Source organism: Paenibacillus sp. FSL P2-0089, assembly GCF_038595095.1.
GTDB lineage: Bacteria > Bacillota > Bacilli > Paenibacillales > Paenibacillaceae > Paenibacillus_AQ > Paenibacillus_AQ silagei.
In genome coordinates this window covers 5632564-5652561 of record NZ_CP152006.1, presented here as the reverse complement: position 1 = coordinate 5652561, position 19998 = coordinate 5632564, and the positions used below count along the sequence as shown (strand labels likewise).

Below are 19998 nucleotides of genomic sequence, written 5' to 3'. Positions count from 1 at the left end.
CAATTGTACAGTAACGCAGTGGCCTGGTTCTGCGCTATGTTAGTCGTGCAAAGCCTGGGACACAGGCAGACAGCTGCAGCTAAGGAAGGAAAGGAAGGGGCTTTGGTTATGTTGAATAAGGTTCCACTGGCGGAACAACAAGCAAGTCCGGGTGCGCCTGCGGCAACGCGCAAAAAGACCTGGATCGGAAGGGAGCTTCACCATTTCCGGAACAACCGGGAGCTGTTTCTGCTCTCGCTGCCGGGACTGCTGTACAAATTGATTTTTGCCTATATTCCAATGATCGGCCTGATTATCGCCTTCAAGAACTACAGGTACGATCTCGGGATCTTCGGCAGCAAGTGGGTGGGACTGGACAATTTCCGTTACTTATTCACTACGGATACGGCGTGGCGGATCACCCGTAATACGGTTCTATATAATACCGCGTACATTCTGGTGGGGACCTCGGCAGCGCTGCTGCTGGCGATTCTGATGAACGAAATCAAGGCGAAATGGAGCAAGTTCTACCAGACGGCCCTGTTTCTGCCGCATTTCCTGTCCTGGGTGCTTGTAGGTTATGTGGCGTACGCCTTCCTGAACCATTCGGACGGATTTATCAACCGCACCCTCGAATCCTTCGGGCTTAACCCGGTGAGCTGGTACCAGGATGCCGGGCCGTGGCCGGTGATACTTATTCTGGTCCAGCTATGGAAGGTGGTGGGGTTCAACACGCTGATTTATTTTGCCGGCATTATCGGCATTAACAGCGAATATTACGAGGCGGCGCGGATCGACGGGGCGACCAAGCGGCAGATGGCCTTCAAAATCACGATTCCCCTGATGGCCCCGATCATCATCATTATGCTGATCCTGTCTATCGGCAATATGTTCCGCGGCGACTTCGGCCTGCATTATTTCATCCCGAACAACTCGGGCTTTCTCTACGGCTCTACTGACATCATTGATACCTATGTGTACCGCGCGCTGCGTGAAGTCGGCAATGTAAGCATGTCTGCGGCTACAGGCTTCTACCAGTCGGTGGTCGGTCTGGTGCTGGTGCTGACGGCCAACGGAATTGTGCGCAAGGTCGATCCCGATAATTCCCTGTGGTAAGGAGGTGCCCTGAGCATGGGCAAAACATTCGAATTTTCCAAGCTGTTCATTAATCTGCTGTTTACGGTGCTGTCGCTGGTGGTCATTCTGCCGTTTGTGCTGGTCATCGCAGTCTCACTGACGGATGAAAAGTCGCTGACTGCAAACGGGTACCAGTTCATCCCCGAGTCCTTCAGTCTGGATGCCTACCGCTATCTGCTGGACGCGCCTGACATCCTGCTCCGGGCCTATGGCGTGACCTTCACGATAACCATCATCGGTGCGCTGACCGGGCTGCTGCTGACCGCGATGACGGCATACGTGATTTCAAGGCAGGATTACCGGTATAACCGGGCGACGACCTTTTATGTATTTTTCACCATGCTGTTCAGCGGGGGGCTCGTTCCTTCCTACATTCTGATTACGCAATATCTGCATCTGAAGGACAGCCTGCTGGCGCTGATTCTGCCCATCCTGCTGTCGCCGTTCAACATTATGGTCATGAAGGGCTTCATGTCCAAGATCCCGCTGGAGATCATCGAATCGGCCAAAATCGACGGCGCACGGGAATTCCGTATTTTCTTCCGGATCATCCTGCCGCTCTCAACGCCTGCGCTGGCTACTCTGGGCCTGCTGATTTCCTTCACCTACTGGAACGAATGGTTTAACGCGATGCTCTACATTGATGATCCGAACAAGGTGCCGCTGCAGCTTCTGCTGGTGCGGACGCTCAACAGCATCGAGTTTCTCACGACGAACTCTGAATTTACCGGGCAGCTTGGCATTGATCTGAGCAGCTTCCCCAACAGCTCCGCGCGGATGGCGATTGCCGTACTGGCCGGCGGACCGATGCTGGTCATCTTCCCGTTCTTTCAGCGGTTTTTCGTCAAAGGGCTTACGGTTGGCTCCCTAAAGGGTTAACATACAATTACATGTACTAAGTACAGGAGGTCACTCACATGAAAAAAGGGCTGGTTGGCGTTTTGGCATCCGTATTGCTGGCTGCATCCGTGCTGTCAGGCTGCGGAGGGAACAATAACGGCGGCAACGTTAATGCCGCTAAAGGGACGGAAGGAAGCGGAGCGGAGGCGACGCAAAGTGCGGCTGGCGAAGGCGGGAAGGATGGCGAGCTGAAGCCGGTCGAACTGACCTGGTATTATCCGCTGTCCCAGCTTCAGGCAGACCAGGATAAGGTGCAGGAGGAAGTCAACAAGATTACGAAGGCGAAGATCAATGCCACCGTCAAGCTGATGCCTGTAGCGATCGGGGATTATGTGCAGAAGATGAACACGGTGCTTGCAGCAGGCGAGAAGTTCGACATTCTCTGGACCGGCTACATGCTGAAGCCGGAAGAGCTGGTGCGCAAGGGCGCGATTCAGCCGATGGATAAGCTGCTGGAGGAATACGCGCCGGAGCTGAAGGCGGAGGTGCCGCAGGTGATGTGGGACGGCCTCTCGGTGGACGGGGAGATTTACGGTATCCCGAACCAGCAGATCAACGGCTCCCGTTACGGATTTATCATCCAGAAGCGTTTTGCCGACAAGTATAATCTTGATACCGCTTCCATCAAAAAAATAGAAGACATCGAGCCGTTCCTGGCCCAGATTAAGCAGAACGAGCCGGATATCATTCCGTTTGGCATATTCGGCACTTCCTTCATCAATCCGCAGTCGCATGACGACAAGTACTGGGTAGTTCCGGGTCTGGATGACCATTTCTATATCAAAACCGATGATCCTACGTATACGCTCCAGCGCTATCCGGAAGAAGAGCTGGACAATTTCCGGCTGGCCAGCAAATGGTATAAGGAGGGCTATATTTACAAGGATGCCGCTACCGAAAAAGCGAATGATTACCTCGCCAAAGGCCAAATTGCCGTCGATTTCAACGTGACGCTGAAGCCGGGCGTGGAAGCGGAGGTCAAAGCCAAAAACGGCGGTAACGATGTCATTACGGTTCCGCTCAGCGACTGGTTCTCCAACGGCTATTCGGCGACCACCAACCAGTCGATCAGCCGTACTGCCCCTAATCCGGAGCGTGCCATGATGCTGCTGAATCTGGTCAATACCGACAAGGAGCTGTACAATCTGCTCTGCAACGGCATTGCCAGAGAACACTATGACAAGTTGGACGGGGAGTACATCAAGGCCAAAGCGGACTCCCGTTATCTGCCGAATATGGACTGGGTGTTCGGCAGCGTATTCAACTCTTATCTGAAGGAAGGACAGCCGGAGAATGTCTGGGAGGAGACCAAGAAGATCAACTTGAGTTCCGAGGTTAATCCTGTAGGTGCCTTCAAATTCAATTCCGAGCCGGTGAATACGGAGATTGCCAACCTGAACGCCGTGTGGGGAGAATACAAACGCGGACTCGTGACCGGAACGCTTGATTTTGAAGAAACCTGGCCTGCGCTGTACGGCAAGCTGAAGGAAGCGGGCGAAGAGAAATACGTGGCTGAAGTCACCAAACAATTTGAACAATTCCTTAAGGATAAAGGTCTGAAGAAGTAAGCCCCTACATCCCACGTTGAAAGGAAGAGGAGCCTTGGTGAAAAAACGTTTGCTTGCGGCACTTGCGGCCAGTCTGCTGTTCACGCTCAATCCCTCTACTCCGTTTGCGTCCCCTGTACATGCGGAGGAGGTATTGTCCGGGACCGCATTTTATGTGGCCAATAATGGAAGCGATTCCAATGCCGGGACGCTGAATGCCCCATTTCTGACGCTTGAGAAAGCACGCAATACCATCCGGACGCTCAAAGCGGAGGAAGGACTGCCGGAAGGCGGCGTTACGGTGTATCTGCGTGAAGGCAGGTATGAACGGACGTCCAGCTTCGAGCTGCGGGAGCAGGATTCGGGCGAGGCCGGCAAGCCGGTCACGTACATGGCCTATCCGGGGGAGTCGGTTACGCTGTCAGGCTCCCGCCAGCTGGCCAAATCGGCATTCGTTCCGGTCACGGATCCGGCCATTCTCAGCCGGATCATCAGCCCGGAGGCGAGAACGAAGGTGCTGGCCGCAGATCTGGGGGCACTGGGCATCACCGATTACGGCCAGCTCAGCCGCCACGGCTATTATCTGGCCAATGATCTCAGCGAGGTGCCGCCGATGGAGCTGTATGTGGCCGGGCAGGGCATGACCCTGGCCCGCTGGCCCAATGAGAGCACCGTCCAGATGGATGAAATCCTGGATCCCGGTCCGACCCGGAAGGACCCGAACGGGGAAGTGCATACGCGCGGGGGCACCTTCACCTATACGTATGACCGGCCCCAGTACTGGACGCAGGCAGACGATATCTGGCTGGACGGGATTTTCGGCTACAGCTGGGAGTGGTCGTACAATAAGATTGCTTCCATCGATACGGCCGCTAAGAGCATCACCCTCCGCTACGGGGAGATGAGCGGCATCTTCAAGAACTGGTATCCTGACTTCCACTTCGCGCAGAATCTGCTGGAGGAAATCGATATGCCCGGCGAATATTATATCGACCGCCCGGCCGGCAAGCTGTATTTCCTGCCGAACGCCGAGTTCGCTGCCGCGAATCCCGATATTGAAGTCACAATGCTGAAGAGTCCGATGATTAACACACTGAATGCTTCGTACATCGACTTCTCCGAGCTTATTCTGGAGAACGGCCGTGATTCGGCAGCTGTATTCATGGGCGGCAGTCATATGCGTATCCTGAACAGCGAGATCCGTAACTTCACCAACAGCGGGGTGCTGGTCAATACGCAGAGCCGGTTCTACTACAACAATTTTGAAGGGGCGCCGGGTACGGACCATGCCATTATCAGCAGTCATATCCATCATATCGGCGGCACTGCCGTCACGCTGACAGGAGGGAACAAGACAACGCTTGCGCCCGGGAACAATGTGGTGGAGAATTCGCATATCCACGATTTTGCCTACTATCACAAAGCCTATAATCCCGGCGTGCTGCTGTCCGGCGTCGGCAACCGCATGTCGAACAATGAGCTGCATGACGCGCCCCATCCCGGCGTGCTGATCTTCGGCAATGACCATACCGTGGAGTATAACGAGATCTATGACGTATGCACGACCTTCTCGGATCTCGGCGCGATCTATATGAATGCGGGGGAGCAGCCCCATGAGCGGGGGACGGTCATCCGGCGCAATTATTTCCATAACATCGGCGAGAGCAAAGCCGGAGTAGAAGGGGTATACCCTGACAACTTCACGATGGGACTGACCATTGACGAGAATATTTTCTACAAGATGGGCAATTCGGCCATTAAAAATAACGGCGGATCCCATATCCTGACCCGCAACAATATCTTCATCGACAGCAAGATTCCTTATGACTATGCGGATATGTTCCTGGGCGACCAGCCGGATGATCAGGTGCCGCTCAACTACATGCCGAAGTGGCAGGCGCTGTTCGCGGCGAACAATAATTTCTCCGGCACCCCTTATATGACCAAGTATCCCGAGCTGGCGGATTTCTTCACGGAGAACCGGTATTATCCCGACACCAATACGTTCCAGGGGAATGTCGTCTACAACCCGTCGGTTCCGCGCAGCGTAACGACCAATGTGTATGGGGCCTACGACAAGTTCGGACTGGTCCAGTATGCGAATAACTGGGTGACTGCCGCAGATCCCGGCTTCACCGACCTGGCGGGAGGCGATCTGTCGCTGCGGCCGGATGCGGATGTCTTTGGTGCCATTCCCGGCTTCCCTGACATTCCGTTTAACGATATCGGCGTTGACGGCAAGGCGGGCACGACAACCAGTCCGGACAGCTATCCCGTGCAGGGAGTTGCCGTCTATGACAATGAAATAACCGTGGACCGCTGGAAAACGGTGAAGCTGCGCACGGCGGTGCTTCCGTGGAATGCGGATCATCCCGCCCTGACCTTCACTTCGGCTGATCCCGCCATCGCGGCAGTGGACGGCGCAGGTAATGTTACCGGCCAGTCGGTCGGCAGCACGGTCATTACGGTAGCCTCGGCAGAGAATCCGCTGCTGACCGCCACGGTCACGGTTCATGTGGAGGCCGGCGACGGCGTGATGGATTTCACGGACTTTGAATCCGGTGCGAACGGCTGGCAGCAGGATGCCAACCGCAGCATTGAGAAGATTGGCACGAACCGCTGGTACAAGGTGCTGAACGGGGCTTCATCGCTCAGTGCCAAGACCTTCTCCGACTATGAGCTGAGCTTCAGGCTGAAGACGCCGGAGGTGATGGGGAATAATGCGACCCTGTATATCTTCGACCGTCAGGCCGGGAGCGGCTCCAGCCGGATCGGCTACAAGACCCGGGCGGACGGCAGCTCTGCGTGGCTGCTGTACAATTCGGCCTGGACGGTGCTGAAGGAAGTCAAGCTGCCGGGGCATGACCTGCAGCCGGATACGGAATACAGTGTCAAAATGCTTGTGAAGGGCGGCGATATCAGCGTCTATCTGGACGGAGCCTTCCGCTTGAAGGGCAATGATCCGGGACACAATGCAGAGGGCGAAGTCGGCTTCTACGTCAGCAATGTCAGCCAGATGCACTTCGATGACATTCAGTTCAAGGCTCTGACGACTACGCTGGCCGGGATTATTCCGGCGGAGAGCGCGGTGCGTCTGGCCGCAGGGGAGCAGCGGCCGTTGCAGGTGGCCTTCGATCCTTCCGATACGCCGGATACAGGCGTGACCTGGCAGTCGGCCAACCCGGCGGTCGCTACGGTGGACAATGCGGGCGTTGTGCATGCCGTATACGAGGGGCAGACGGTCATCTCGGCGGTGTCTACGGTGAATCCGCTCATCAAGGCGGATATTACCGTCACCGTCTCTAATATTATGCATGAGACGGACTTCGAGAACGGGGGCAACGGCTGGCCGGTGGACCCTAACCGCAGCATCGCCGCTGATCCGGACGGCAACCGCCGCTATAAGCTGCTGAACGGCGCGTCAGGCCTGCTGGACCGCAGCTTCACGGATTATCAGCTGGAGTTCAAGCTGAAGACGCCGTCCGTGATGCCGGATAACGGCATCCTGTACATCTTCGACCGCCAGGACAGCTCCGGCTCCACCCGGATCGGCTACCGGACCCGGGCAGACGGATCTTCCTCCTGGATCCTGTATGATACAGCGTGGCAGAAGCTTACCGAGAGTGTACTGCCGGGGCATGACCTGCTGCCGGATACGGAATATGATGTGAAGGTAACGGTGAGAGGCGGAGATATCGCCGTATCTGTGAATGGTTCGCCAAGGCTCTCCGGCAGCGATCCGAACCAACGCCCGTCCGGCAAGGTCGGCTTCTATACCAGCGGCTTCGCTTATATGCTGTTCGACGATATCACCTTCTCGGTTCTGCCGTAACGGAGGGCGGGCGCTGCTTGCGCAGAATCCGAACGGGTGCAGTTAGAATAACCACGGGTCCAGCTGGAATAGACCATGGATACAGCAAGAAGCCGCTCCCTTACGGGGCGGCTTCTTTGCCTTGCGCTACCGGTCTTATCCGGCCAGCGCGGACCGGATCTGCCTCGTGTAGAACAGGCGGACAATGAAGAAGTAGATTACCTGAATGACGAAGAACAGGCCCAGCACAAGCAGGGACTCCCTGAATATGGAGTACTGGAACATATGCGACAACGCTGTAAGGGCAACGGCTCCATGGATAAGGGCGACCACGATCGGCGCGAAGAAGAGCAGGCTGAGCTGGCGGTTCAATATCCGGCGAAGCTCTTTGTCACTTAGCCCCAGCTTGGAGATGGCCCTGAACTTCTGTTTGTCCTCATCCAGATCGCTGTACAGCCGGAAATAGAGAAAGCTGCCGGCAGAGACAAAAAACACGATCCCGACAAAAAAACCGATGAACATCACGGGGCCAAAGCCGTCATTCGTCTTGGAGGTTAAATACTCGAGTGCATAGAAAGTATACTGCTCATCATAGGGAAGCTCATTCGTCAGCTTTGCGCCTGCCTTCTCTGCACCCGGCTGTCCAACCGCTCCGTGCCATGCATAATACCGGCTCACTTTGAGCGGCTGTCCAAGCTTGCCGATCCATTCATCGGGGACGACGTAATAACCGCTGACTCCCCGCACCGCCCAAGATACGATAGCCTGGTCCGCCTCGATGATGATTCCTGACTGCAGCTCGACTGGCTGGTTGAGCATTTCTTCTCCCTCGCGGGACAGGCCGAAATCTACAACGGCTGCTTTCCCTGCGGTAAGCCGGATGGGATTTAGCCCCAGCAGCTCGGCTACATGGTTATATTCGGATTGCTTCACCAGAACCATTGTCCGGCCCTCCATAGCCTTATAGTAGTTAAGCTCCAGACCTGTTTTCTCGGCGGCAATCCCGGCTCTGCCCAGGCTCTCGTCAATCAGCTGTATATGGGCCTGTACCTTGCTGTCTCCATCCAAGGACTGATAGGTGAACAGATAGGGATTCTTCTGTGTCAGCGCTCCGTTGATCATCGACTGGAAGCCGTATAAAGCTCCTATCGCGCTGAAGGACACAGTAGAGATGATCGCGACCAGGAAAAAGGAACGCGCGTTGTCCTTCATCCGGTAGGCCAGATCAGAGAGCAGCAGCATATTGGTTCTGCGCCAGAATAGCTGCTCACGCGCCTTCAGCTTACGGATCAAGTACACACTGAGCTGTGTGAACAGCAGATAGGTTCCGACTGACACCATAATGACCACCGGCGCGAGCAGCAGCACCACACTCAGACCGCTCGCCCGAAGAGACAGGAAGTAGCTGATTCCCAGCAGTGTTACCACCAGCAACGACAGCAGAAGCGAGGCCTTCGGCTCCGGCTTGGGCTGACGGTTCGAATGGATGAGCGTGATCAGCTTGCCGCTGCGCAGCACCGTAGAGATGAACAGGGAGATCAGGACGAACAGAAGCAGGAAGGAGATCAGCGTCAGTACTATCGCCTTGAAGGGGAAATAGAATTGCAGCGGCTCATTCAGCGCAAGCACATTCTCCCCGGCAAGCAGAATCCCCTTGGCAAAAATAACGCCGAGTCCGATGCCGCTGAGCGTGGCGCCTGACCCGACGATCATATTCTCCAGAAAGATCATCCGCCGGAGCTGCCGGACCGTCATGCCATGCATCATCATCAGCCCGAATTCCCGTTTCCGCGATTGCAGAAATGCACTCATGGAATAGAGCACGAAGAAGAAGGAGAACACATAGATCACCCATTTGGAGACCGAGAGCGCAAGAGCCGCACTGGATTGAATATTGTCCCCGCTCAGCACCGGATGGTAGGCAAAGATGGAAAAGGTAAAGAACACCATCACGGTAAACATGCTGCTGAGAAAATAGGCGGTGTATAGCCTCATGTTCCGGGTGACATTACGGAATGCGAACTGGCGGAATGTCATGGCTATATCCCCCTAACAGCGAAAGTGTGTCAATGATTTTCTGGAAAAAGCTCTGGCGGTTATCCCCGCAGTGAATCTCCGTATAGAATCTGCCATCCTTAATGAAGACGACCCGGTGACAATAGCTGGCGGCTACAGCATCATGGGTAACAAGCATCATCGTCGCGGACTGCTCACGGTTGAGCGTTTCCAGCAGATCCATCACATCCCTGGCGGCTTTGGAATCGAGATTGCCGGTAGGTTCATCCGCCAGCAGCAGCTTCGGCGAATGAATCATGGCTCTGGCAATTGCTGTCCGCTGGGCCTGTCCGCCGGAGATCTCATAGGTGCGTTTTTTCATAATGGCGCTGATCCCCAGCTTACCGGCAATCTCCCGGGCCTTATGCTTCATTTCACTGACCCGGGTTCCATCCAGTGTCAGCGGAAGCACGATATTCTCCTCCACAGTCAGGGTGTTCAGCAGGTTGAAATCCTGAAACACAAACCCCAGCTCCCGGCGGCGGAAGACCGCCAGCTCATTTTTGTCCAGCTTGCCCGTGTCCTTGTTATCAATCCTAATGCTTCCGGTAGTCGGAACGTCCACTGTGGCAATCAGATTCAGCAGAGTGGTTTTTCCGCTGCCCGAGGGTCCCATTATCCCCACGAATTCTCCGGCTGCAATGGTTAAATCAATGTCGGTCAATGCCCGGTAGGCTACGTTTCCTTCATAGATTTTACTGACTTTTTTTACCTCCAGCATATGGCTGTACTCCCCTTCTATGTGTGCAACACACTTGATCTGTAACCAATATACCGGAGACGGCAGCAGCTCAGCCATCGATTTAGATTTCACTTTTATTACATGCCTGTAAGCTAAGCTAAGGATTCGCCGTCAAAATAATCCGCACCACCGTTCCCTCGCAGGCCGCCGATTCCAGCTCAAGCCGGTGTCCGAGACGGTCTGCGGACTCCTTCGTCAGATACAGCCCCATTCCTGTAGACTCCCGCAGTCCTCGCCCGTTGTCGCCGGTGAAGAAAGGGTCGAATACCCGTTTGAGATCAGACGCCTGAATCCCGATTCCCCGGTCCTTGACCTCAATGACCGCATCCGTTCCTCTGAGATAGCAGGCTACCGTGATTTTCCGGCCGTTCTCTGTGTTAGCCGCCGCTGAATATTTGATGGCATTGTTCATAATCTGCGACAGCATGAAGAACAGCCATTTCTCATCCGTCTGGGCGGTAATGTCCGGAGCGGAGGCGTGGACCTCGGGGTAGATATGGCTCCGGATGAACAGGCGTCTGTGATCATGGACAACCTCGTTCACCAGCTTCGGCAGGACGACAGGCTTGATGTGAAAATCCTTCTCAAAAGCCCGCAGCCTGGCCATATACAGCACGGTATTCAGTCCGCTGCGCATACGCTCCAGCTCCTCGCGGATGCTGGCAAACTCCGGCTCGTCCATATTCTGCACGGTCAGCTCTATGACCGACAACGGCGTCTTCATCTGATGGACCCATTGGTCGATGAAAGTCAGATGCTGCTCCTGCTGCTGCTTCACCGCCGTCAGCTGCTGCTGATAGTAGCCGTACTGGGTGTGCAGCAGCTGCTCCAGCGCTGTGGACACAGGGTGGTTCTCCAGCTTCTGAAAGGATTCGTCCAGTGTCTCCAGAGGTCTGCTGAGGCGGAGATAATAACGGCGCCTGCTGATATATTGGTAGATTAAGTAGCAGCTGAGGAAGAAGAAGCCTATGAAGACCGCATAGAGCGCGGTCGGCAGATCGCGGTAGCCGTCCAGCCAGTAAATGGACAGCATAGCGCCGAATTGCACGATCTGCACAGCCAATAACAACGCATGCTCACGGAGAAACAGCCTCATGACTCCGCCTCTGACCAGCTGTTGTTGAGCCGGTATCCCGAACCCCTGACGGTAAGCACGGCATCCTCCATCCCCAGCTCCTGGAATTTCTTGCGGACCCGTGCGATATTCACATTCAGCGTATTCTCATCCACAAAAGCCTGCGGGTCCCATAGCTTCTCCAGCAGCGCTTCCCGGCTGGCAACCCTCGGGTAACGCTCCATCAGACTCTCGATGAGATCCGATTCCTTGCGGGTAAGGGGCACGACCGCCTGCCCGTACTGCAGTTCAAGCCTTTCAGGATACAGCATCAGCCCTTCCTTCTCGAGCACCAGCTCCTCGCGTTTAGCCGCATATTCCCCGTAGGCCCGCCGGAGATGGCTGTGGATCTTAGCGAGCACAATCCCGGAATGGAACGGCTTGGTGATATAATCATCCCCGCCGTTCTCAAGCGCCATGATCTGGTCCATCTCACCGTCGCGCGCCGAGATGAACAGCACAGGACAGGTGGAGACCCTGCGGATCTGCCGGCACCAGTAATACCCGTCATAGCTGGGCAGATTCACATCCAGCAGAACCAGCTCCGGTCTCATTTCCTCGAATTCCTGCAGCACCAGGCGAAAGTCCCTGACCCTTACGGCCTCATATCCATATTTCTCAATAGCCGAGTGCAGCAGATCTGCAATCTTCGGATCATCTTCCACAATCATGATTCTGGACATCTTCACGGGTCTCCTTGTCTTGTTCAGTTAAGTACATATATAGGGGAAGCAGATACACTCTGTTTTGTATTCAAGAAGGGACAGCCTGCATAGAGAAAAGCAAGAAAAGAAGGGACATGCTCTTCTTTTCTTGCCTCGTCAGGTTATACGATGTACATCGAATACTCTCTGTTACTCCCCTGATGCAGTAATCAGGTCATACAGCTTATTCAAATTTGTCTTGAAATAGGTTGTGAAGTACCAAGCCCGGTATTCTTCGGGTATTTCGATCTCTTCAATACTCTGCTGATTCTGAACGGCTTCGGTCACGATGGCGATCATTCTGCTTATGTATCCCTTCACCTCATGAAGCTGTTGCAGGGAGCATACCTCACCATGCCCCGGTATAATCGTCTCCACATCCAACCGCTCAATCTGCTCCAGAATATGCAGCCACTCCTGAGGGTTGGCATTGGCCAGAACCGGATGGTGGTTCGAGAGCACGAGGTCCCCGATGATGACAATTTTATCTTCCGGGAGGTACACAATGGCATCACTTTGTGTGTGTCCTCCGCCATATGTAATGAGCTGCGCGCTGCGGTTGCTGCCGTGAATGGTCATTTGCCGGTCAAAAGTTATCGTCGGCACCGTATGCACCAGCTGCGGCAGCATATTCACAAATTCACGGTCCGTTGCACTCTCCCAGGCCATTTCCTGCTGTAGCTTAGTATCCGTCTCCTGCTGACTTTGCAATTCAGCTTCTTCGATCGCCTCTAGCATCTTCTCTCTGTTGTTCTGGTACTGGGCTACCCGGTCTCTGGCAAATGTATTCATCGTCTCATGAGTGCCCGATGTTGCAATAAGCTGAGCGTCAGGCGCAAACACCTGATTGCCAGTGGTATGATCGCTGTGCCAGTGTGTGTTGATTACATAGGATACAGGGTTCCCTGTGAGATGCTCAGCAGCAGCCTTCAAATCCTGAGCCGCCTCCAGCGTAGCGAATGTATCCACCACCAGAGTGAGTCCCCCCAGATCAATAATGGCCGCGTTTGCGAGTGAGCCTGTGCCTGGAACCGCAACCGCTGCAACGGTGCTATCTGCAACATATTGCAGACGGAAATGCCTGGAGCCTTGAAATGATTCAATCCTGTTCAGCATAGTAATCTCTCCCTTCCAACATGGGAATATACTATACGCTATCTGAGTTCACTAGACAACTTTTAACTTAATCTCCACTTTATTTCCGCTAATTGGCGATATTCGAAGAGCTTGCGAACGGTTCAGCAGCAGCCGGGCGGCCAGACAAGAGGAGTAGAGTCCCCCAGAGCACTTTGACAGCAAGATCCGCATAGACCAAGGCGTGAAAAGACAGCTCCGGCCAGACCATACCGGCCACAGCATTAGCGCTTAGCAGAACAGCCAGCAGAAACATGGAACGTCCATGCACCCAGGCCATCGGAATGAAATGGAGACCTATTGCCAAAAAAGCCCCCAGCCAGACCATCCGGTAATTGCCGTCTCCGAAGTGAGGACCGCCTACCAGCACCATAATCACGAACATTAGAATGATAGAGTAGAGCGTCATTTTGCCCTGAAAGGCGGTTTGTGGTCCGTAGGACAGCTTGCGGCTGACCGCTTTACCGGTCAAGATCCAGAAAAACCCGGCCATATACCCGAGTGAAAATACCGGCATGGAGATCAGCTGCGCTCCCCCCGCAAGCAGCCCCGCAAACAGGATGGCGGCCACCCAGATCAGCCACAATCCGCACACTCTTTTATTCAGATAGCTTCTGCCCCGTACTTGTCTTCCGTCTTCCTTCATTGTCTTCTTCCCCTTATGGATATTTTTGTTGAGCTTTATCAGTATTGACACCTGAATCAGCAGGTTAACCCGCAAAAAACCTGCAGCCGTACCGCAATTTATTTGTGGGAATTACTGGAATGGTAGTCGGTGAAGGCTTGAATAAGCTGTGATACTCTTACTTCAGAAAGACAATAACCACTGAAACGGAGCGCCTGTAAGCAGCATTCCGGACGGACTGAAGGAGGTGAAGTAACCTATGAAATCATTCGATAAAGAGCTTGAAGATCTCGACCTGGAGCTGATTGAACTCGATCAGGTGGAAGCTATTCCATCGACAGCCGCAACCAGCGGCAGCGGCAGTTCATCCACTTGCGGATCATCGTCATGTTCGTCGTGTTCCTCTTCCTGCGCGTAAGACAGACAGATTCACAAGAATACTTAACCACTAATTTTATGAAAAGGATGATGAAAAAATGAAGGATTTAAACAAAGAACTGGAAGATCTGGACCTGGAACTGATTGAACTTGAGCAAGTGGAAGCTATTCCGTCAACAGCCGCAACCAGCGGCAGCGGCAGCTCCTCTACCTGCGGTTCGTCCTCATGCTCGTCGTGCTCTTCTTCCTGTGCTTAAGAGTAACAGTATCGCAATGATAATAAAATACTAATTATGAAAAGGATGATAAATAATGAAAGATTTAAATAAAGAACTGGAAGCACTGGACCTGGAACTGATTGAACTTGATCAAGTGGAGGCTATTCCGTCAACGGCGGCATCCAGCGGCAGCGGCAGCTCTTCCACCTGCGGCTCGTCATCATGTTCGTCGTGCTCCTCCTCCTGTGCCTAATTGTTAGCTAAACCATGGATGGGACGGCATAAGCCGTGCCCATCCAATAAACAATCCCAGAAGGGGGAGCCGTGTTGAGTCGAACCTTCCTGTTTGAAAGAAGGAATCATGTTCCTTCCAGTGACCTGATGCAGATTAAGCATGGCTTCTACCAGGAGCTTCTAGCTTATTGTGAAGAACGTAAAGGATTCAATCAGCGTAAGGAATTGCTGCAGCAGCGGCTGTCCGAGCGCATAGAACAAGAGCCGGAGGTACGGATTGCCTATATCCGGCTGCAACAGGGAGTCCGCAAAGGGCGAATTCAGCCCGGAAAGATTCCGAAGGCAAACCGAGTCGCACCGGCGCTTATGGCTGAGGCGCTCTCTCTGGAGCAGACCGGCAGCGGGCTGCTGGAGCGGCATCAGGAATTAACCATCCGCTTCAAGAACGAATGCCAAATGCAGGAACAGGAGCTGTATAAGCTGTTCCGGCAGCAACCGAGTGTGCAGAATGCACTGCTGCTAACTAACTATGAAATGTATTGTTCATTGAACAAATCGTATAGCTCGAAAAAAAGCGGAAAGGTATGGAAAATGATGATGCGTTCTTTTGCCAAAACAGCACCGCTCTCTTCCTTCACTTCAATCTGCCGGGGGCCGGGGACAGGAAGGGAGAGCCGGATCAGCTTCGCACAATGGATTCTCCTTCACTGGTATGAGCTATGGCTGCTGCTTCCCGAGGTGATACGGGCCAGCCGCTATAAGGTGGAGTACAGGGAGCAAGAGGGAACCCTTCTTACGGAGGGAAGCACTGGACCGCAGGCGGCAGAGCCTGGACTCTATATTAGAACGAAGCGAAGTTACCGCCTGAAGACACCGGCTGCCGCCAAAATCCAACCGGGCAGTATCGTCACCCTGGATGAACTGGCGCTGATCTGGAACGAAAGCCTAGAAGCTATGACAGCCAAGGCGGTTCAGCTGCTGCGCTGCGGCTACCTCAAGAATACGATCCACAGGGAGAGCGGGCCGCTTACACTGGAGGTATTCATCGAGACCGTTTCTGCGTTTCGTCCCGCAAGCAGCAGGATACAGTCCCTGGCTCAGCATCTGGAAGCCATCCGTCTGTTGTCCGGTCAGCTCGAACTGACCCATGAGGTTGCGCAAAGGGAGAGGTTGCTGGAAATCGCCCAAAAGCATGTGAACCGCTGCTGTGAATGGCTTAGATGGGAAGGCAGATATCCGGCCAACCCGTTTAATGAGGACAGCTACACAGATGCACCAGCCGGTCCGTCTTTGGAAGTGGAAGTGGAGCCGCTTCGTGATCCGCTTGCAGAGTGGGCTGAAGTGCTGCCGGTGTTCGATAACCGCCTGAAGTTCCGGCTCTATATGGAGCATCATCTGCACGATACGCTCCCTGTGGCCTATGCCTCTCTTCAGCCAAGCCTGTCCAGGTATGCCGCAGAGTATGAGCAGCATGTAGCGCTGAACAGAACCTGCAGGGGAAGTGTATTCGAGAATGCTCCCGCAGTAGCGCATCTGGAGGAGCTGAGAGATCAGTACCGGATGAAGCTGGCTGCCGCAGCATCGGGAGAGGATGTTGCACTAGAGCGTGCGGATCTGGCTTCACTGAAGGCAGGGCTGCAGGCCCTCCATATCCGCCAGCCTGCCACAGCAGGCTTCTGGCTTCAGCAGAGCGGCGCCGGAGAGCTTGTATTGAATGATTGCAAGAACAGCTATCTGGCTTATTCCATGTATCATTTGCCGGAGAGCCATGAGGCTATCGCTGAACGGATCAAAGAAGTGCTCCACTGCGGAGAGGAGGCGCAGCTAATCACCTACTCGCCCTCCTGCGGGTTCAATCCCAATATGAATGGTTTTGCAGAGGGCAGTAGCCTGGCTGCGGAGCTGCGGGATGCCGTACTGATATGGAATGCCGAACGCACCAGCTTCGAGCTGCAGTCCGGGGAGCAGCGGGTGGTTCCCCTATATACAGGTATGCTTGCCCCGGCTTGTCTGCCCGAGGAATACAGGAATCTTGCCTTACTCACCCAATCCGGTTTCCTCACTGGAACTGGACTGGACTATGATGAGCTCGCCGTTGATGAATGCCTGCATATCGGCAGAATCAGCTACGGGAAGCTGATCCTGCACAGAAGGCAAACCATTCTTCACGAGAAGCTGTTTGCCGGGGTAACCCCGGATTTCGACGGATATCTGCGGCTTCATGAGCTGCTTGAGACCTATCATGTTCCGCTGCATTCATTCGTCCGGCTGTTTCCTGTCCGCTACAACAGGCTACACATCGAATATGGCGAATCCGGGCTGCATAAGCCTATTTTTCTGGACGCAGAGGAGCCGCAGTATTGTATGGAATGGCTTAAGCACAGGGAACGCTGCCGCAGGCAGCACGGGGAATTGGCCGTTGTGTTCGAAGAGGCGCTACCCGATCCGTATGACAATGAATATACCGCTGAGTTTGTGTACGAAATGCATAAAGAACCGCTCAGAAGGGGGGGATAAAGCGATGGGCGAGCAACCGGTACGTATTCTGGAAGCTAAAGAGGGTACTGAAGTCATTGGCCGCAAAAGGAGGATCAGGCTCAAAACGGCAGGTTATGAGCAGCTTGTCGGGTTATTCACACATCCGCAGCCGTCTCCTGCCGCAGCACAGCGGCTGGCGGATCTCCGGCACAAGCTGAACGGAGCAGAGCAGATGGCCACAGAGGCAGATGCGTATGAACTGGGTGACCGGGTCATTCTGTCCGCCGGAGTCTGTCCACGCTGTCTGGGCTTACAGTATCCTGCAGCAAGCCGGTTCAGATTCCCGCTTCCTGCCTTTATGAGAGCCGGGAAGTATACCGGTAATAAGCTGGTCAGATTAGATGCCTTCGGACTTCAGTCCATCCAGTCTCTGCCTGAAGTAGCTCATGCCGAATGTTGCCCGCTTCAATGCAGTCTGCTGGAGCATCTGCAGGAGGCGGCCTTTGACGAGGGGGTTCTTTCACAGGAGCTGGTAAGCGCAGTGGTCAAGAGCATCGATTTCCGCTTCGACCGTTATTGGAGGCTGGACGCTGATGCCGGCGGCCGGGCGGTGAGCTTCGCCGGACCCAGCAAACGCCGGGTACTGGAGGATCTGTATGCCTATCTGCTGGAGCACTGCTACAGCTATCGTCAGCTATCGCCGGGGTTAACCGACCAGGCCGCCTACCTGCATTACCTGAACCGCCAGGGAGCCGGGGATGCCGAAGAACTGGAGCAGGGGGATTTGGCTTCAGGCCGCCTTGCCTTCTGGCCGGATACGGAGCCGCCGCTTCCTTCACAGGTCAGATATAAGAAGTTACAAGCCCTCATGATTGTGTATCTCATAGAGGCTGAATACGAGGGGAAGCGGTATAACGCAATCGGTGAAGACCTGGAAGACGCGGTATTCCGGGTATGGAACCAGATTCGTAGAGGAGATAGTGATCCCGCCAGGCCTTACCCGTCCCCTTTTCCTGAAGCGGGCTATGGTGCGCTTTGCCGGTATGAGGACGGTCTGTCCCGCAGATACGGCTTCTCTCTCTTAGGAGGTGAACGGCGATGAAGACAGCAGTAACGACATTGGATCAGGCGGTGCACCGCCTGGAGGAACAGGTGGTTCTTGAGCTCGGCGGGGAACGGCTGCTATGCTTCATAGCCTACGCTCACCAGACGGGCAGGGAGCGGGTCTGGCCCCGCGAGGAGAGATTTGCGCTACTGCAGGTGGATGTTCATGAAGTGCTTGCCGGGCCTATATTCAATCCGGGCGGGATAGGCTGTCCGTCCTGCTTCGGGCAACGGAGGAACGAGAACCTTAGGGCGAATGAGCGGCTGCCCGGGGATGAAGGCCGGAGTGAGCTCATTGGAAGCTACAGCGTGGATGAAGAGCTGGTGCAGGAATGTCTGGCTCTGCTGCTCCGGCAGACCGGGGTGCCCGGCGTGCTCGACTATTACCGGCTGGAACCCGGCGGCAATGTCCGCAGGTACTCCTTCTGGCCTGCACACCGTTGTAAGCACTGTGACGCAGCTGAACCGGAGGACGACACCGCCCTAATCCGCCAGGCGTTTGAACGGCAACCGATGTTCCGGTATGGCGATTCATACCGGGCTCAGCCTACTGCGGTATGCGATGCCGTATTCGCGCCAGGCAATGCAGATTCCAATTTTATGATCTACAGGGATAGAAATACCCGTTCCTTCTTTTCGCTGACCAGCTTCTTCAGAATCTATAGGGAGGAGAAATATGAGCTTGGCATAGGCAGCTCAACGGATTATAGAGCCAGCGAGCTAAAGTCGAGGTGTGAGACGCTGGAACGTTATGCGGGAATGCACCCGCGCGGCCGGGAAGGGCTGAGTGTCAGATCCGGCACCCGGAGCCTGCAGCAACGGGAGACAGTCATCGATCCGCTGCTGTTCACCGATGCGGTGAAGGGAAGCGGACAGATAGCAGCTTACCAGGAGGAGCTGCCCTTGAATTGGATACCTGCCTTTGACTGGAAGCGGCAAGGCACAGTGTATGTCCCGGAATGCCTGGCCTATTATAAGCCGGATGACGGGTATCCAGCCGGGCCGAGGATTTACAAAGGCAATTCCAACGGAAATGCCCTGGGCATAACCCTGCTGGACGGTATCTATTATGCCTGTCTGGAGCTGATTGAGCGGGATGCCTTCCTGAACCACTGGTACCTGCGGCGTTCACCGCCCGAGATCTTGCCGGATTCGGTAGAGAATGCACAGATCCGTTATATGACCGGACGGCTTACGGCGCTCGGGTATACCGTGCAGCTGTTCGACATCACGATGGAGACAGAGATTCCTGTCATTTGGGCCCTCTGTCTGGGACAGACTGAGAACCAGTTCGCTGCCTACAGTACGGCGGGTGCCCACCCCCATCCGGAGAAGGCCATCCTCTCGGCGCTGGAAGAAATGCTGCTGGCGCTGGAATACTACGGCACTCATGCCGCAGAGATCCGTGAGAAAGCCCGGCGCATCCGCCATGAAGGGGTACTTCGGGTCGAGGATCATCCCATTCTCTATTTCCTTCAGGAAGAACGGCATCACTTCAGCTTCCTGAATGGCGGCGGTCAATACAGCATCCGCGAGCGGTTTGCCCGGTTCTACGGGGAGCTTCAGCATACGGTGATTGATCTGGCGGAAGAAACCTCAGCGCTGCTGAACCGGATGACGGACCATTACGGCGAGGCGTTCATCGTCCGTCAGACACCAGAGGGCTACAAGGCGCTTGGACTGGAGGCGGTCAAAGTGCTTGTACCTCAGATGCAGCCGATGTGGTTCGGTGAACCAGGCCGGATGCTCTGCGGACGGCGCATCCGGCAGGCTGCACAGTACTGGGGGATGGATTCGGCGGAGGTCAACCAGGCGCCACATCCCTTTCCCTGAACACT

At 54.8% G+C, this 19998-nt stretch carries 16 protein-coding genes; 10 read left to right on the top strand and 6 right to left on the bottom strand.

Annotation, left to right across the window (positions count from 1 at the left end; all coding sequences use genetic code 11):
* Positions 1-108 precede the first annotated feature (108 nt).
* From NST69_RS23655 to NST69_RS23640, 4 genes are read left to right on the top strand one after another with little or no spacing between them, the layout of a single operon-like run.
* Positions 109-1095, top strand: a complete 987-nt coding sequence (locus tag NST69_RS23655) for an ABC transporter permease subunit (RefSeq protein ID WP_051478672.1) — start codon at positions 109-111, stop codon at positions 1093-1095.
* 15 nt (positions 1096-1110) lie between these two features.
* A complete protein-coding gene (locus tag NST69_RS23650; protein WP_036732429.1) occupies positions 1111-1995 on the top strand; it encodes a carbohydrate ABC transporter permease in 885 nt (294 codons plus the stop codon).
* A 38-nt stretch (positions 1996-2033) separates the two neighbouring features.
* Positions 2034-3584, top strand: coding sequence for an ABC transporter substrate-binding protein (locus NST69_RS23645; RefSeq protein ID WP_342547281.1), 1551 nt, complete (start codon positions 2034-2036; stop codon positions 3582-3584).
* A 37-nt stretch (positions 3585-3621) separates the two neighbouring features.
* Positions 3622-7395 carry an Ig-like domain-containing protein gene (locus NST69_RS23640; protein WP_342547280.1) on the top strand — a complete coding sequence of 1258 codons (3774 nt, stop codon included), beginning with the start codon at positions 3622-3624 and terminating at the stop codon, positions 7393-7395.
* 135 nt (positions 7396-7530) lie between these two features.
* Here NST69_RS23640 and NST69_RS23635 read toward each other — a convergent pair whose 3' ends face one another.
* From NST69_RS23635 to NST69_RS23610, 6 genes are all read right to left on the bottom strand, one after another.
* Positions 7531-9411 carry an ABC transporter permease gene (locus NST69_RS23635; protein ID WP_342547278.1) on the bottom strand — a complete coding sequence of 627 codons (1881 nt, stop codon included), beginning with the start codon at positions 9409-9411 and terminating at the stop codon, positions 7531-7533.
* Positions 9383-10150 carry an ABC transporter ATP-binding protein gene (locus NST69_RS23630; protein ID WP_036732423.1) on the bottom strand — a complete coding sequence of 256 codons (768 nt, stop codon included), beginning with the start codon at positions 10148-10150 and terminating at the stop codon, positions 9383-9385. Before NST69_RS23630 ends, NST69_RS23635 begins: the two co-directional genes overlap by 29 nt.
* A 118-nt stretch (positions 10151-10268) precedes the next feature.
* Positions 10269-11267 carry a sensor histidine kinase gene (locus NST69_RS23625; protein ID WP_209994201.1) on the bottom strand — a complete coding sequence of 333 codons (999 nt, stop codon included), beginning with the start codon at positions 11265-11267 and terminating at the stop codon, positions 10269-10271.
* On the bottom strand, positions 11264-11968 hold the full coding sequence (locus tag NST69_RS23620; RefSeq protein ID WP_209872412.1) for a response regulator transcription factor: 705 nt from the start codon (positions 11966-11968) through the stop codon (positions 11264-11266). The genes NST69_RS23625 and NST69_RS23620 overlap by 4 nt, the downstream gene beginning before the upstream one ends.
* Before the next feature lie 171 nt (positions 11969-12139).
* A complete protein-coding gene (locus NST69_RS23615; RefSeq protein WP_036732416.1) occupies positions 12140-13105 on the bottom strand; it encodes an MBL fold metallo-hydrolase in 966 nt (321 codons plus the stop codon).
* Positions 13106-13193: 88 nt separating this feature from the next.
* Positions 13194-13769, bottom strand: coding sequence for a DUF6609 family protein (locus NST69_RS23610; RefSeq protein ID WP_340950674.1), 576 nt, complete (start codon positions 13767-13769; stop codon positions 13194-13196).
* Between the two features lie 238 nt (positions 13770-14007).
* Here NST69_RS23610 and NST69_RS23605 point away from each other — a divergent pair, with 238 nt between their 5' ends.
* The 6 genes from NST69_RS23605 to NST69_RS23580 all read left to right on the top strand — a co-directional run bounded on the left by NST69_RS23605 (position 14008) and on the right by NST69_RS23580 (position 19993).
* The gene (locus tag NST69_RS23605) at positions 14008-14166 is read left to right on the top strand and encodes a thiazolylpeptide-type bacteriocin (RefSeq protein ID WP_081751417.1); all 159 of its coding nucleotides are present in this window, start codon (positions 14008-14010) and stop codon (positions 14164-14166) included.
* Positions 14167-14224: 58 nt separating this feature from the next.
* Entirely contained in the window at positions 14225-14383 is a 159-nt protein-coding gene (locus NST69_RS23600) for a thiazolylpeptide-type bacteriocin (RefSeq protein WP_036732414.1), read from the top strand.
* A 55-nt stretch (positions 14384-14438) separates the two neighbouring features.
* A complete protein-coding gene (locus NST69_RS23595; RefSeq protein WP_036732412.1) occupies positions 14439-14597 on the top strand; it encodes a thiazolylpeptide-type bacteriocin in 159 nt (52 codons plus the stop codon).
* Positions 14598-14671: 74 nt separating this feature from the next.
* Positions 14672-17095: a hypothetical protein gene (locus NST69_RS23590; RefSeq protein ID WP_342547277.1), complete on the top strand. Its 2424-nt coding sequence runs from the start codon at positions 14672-14674 to the stop codon at positions 17093-17095.
* 4 nt (positions 17096-17099) lie between these two features.
* Positions 17100-18158, top strand: a complete 1059-nt coding sequence (locus NST69_RS23585; protein WP_342547276.1) for a hypothetical protein — start codon at positions 17100-17102, stop codon at positions 18156-18158.
* Positions 18155-19993, top strand: a complete 1839-nt coding sequence (locus tag NST69_RS23580) for a YcaO-like family protein (protein ID WP_342547275.1) — start codon at positions 18155-18157, stop codon at positions 19991-19993. The genes NST69_RS23585 and NST69_RS23580 overlap by 4 nt, the downstream gene beginning before the upstream one ends.
* The last annotated feature ends 5 nt before the right edge of the window (positions 19994-19998 follow it).